1 protein-coding gene is annotated in these 682 nt (G+C 65.2%); it reads left to right on the top strand.

The genetic code is table 11. The features are described from left to right. Nucleotides 1-50 precede the first annotated feature (50 nt). On the top strand, nt 51-682 hold a 632-nt coding region (locus ACXJ3V_RS20260), incomplete at its 3' end, for an AMP-binding protein (protein WP_457102156.1).

Genomic DNA, 682 nt, shown 5'->3' with positions numbered 1-682 from the left:
ACGATGTCCTGTGCACGACGCTTCCGCTTTTCCACGTCAACGCGCTTCACATGTTTCTGCAGGCGGCCATCGTGGGATGCAGGGCGAACTTCCTGGATAAGTTTTCGGCGTCCGGCTTCTGGCCGACGATGGTGGCGGCGAAGGCGACAGTGATCTACCTGCTGGGAGCGATGGTCCCGTTCCTTCTCGCACAGCCGCCGAGCGCCGCGGAGCGGAGCCACAAAGTGCGCATCGGCCTAGGGCCGGGTGTGCCCGAGGCGGCAGGCGCAGCGTTCCTCGAGCGCACCGGCGTCCTCATGCTCGAAGGCTACGGGGCGACCGAAAGCAACCTCGTCATCGCGGCTCCACGGCACCTGCCTCCCAGGGGCGTGATGGGCTGGTTACGGGAGGGATTCGATGCGCAGGTCGTGGACGAACACGACAACCCGTTGCCGGATGGCGAGCCCGGTGAACTGATTCTTCGCGCGGACGAACCGTTTGCCTTCGCTTCCGGCTATCTCGGCAAGCCCGACAAGACAGTCGAGGCCTGGCGCAACTTGTGGTTCCATACCGGCGACCGCGTCGTGCGGGAGTCGGACGGCGCCTTCCGCTTCATCGACCGCATCAAGGACGCGATTCGCCGGCGGGGCGAGAACATCTCGTCCTGGGAGGTCGAGCAGGTTCTTCTGAGCCACCCCGGCAT

The sequence above is a fragment of the Microbacterium sp. P5_E9 genome (assembly GCF_054049175.1).
The sequence above is the reverse complement of the archived record's forward strand: the minus strand, read 5'-3'. Positions and strand labels throughout refer to the sequence as shown.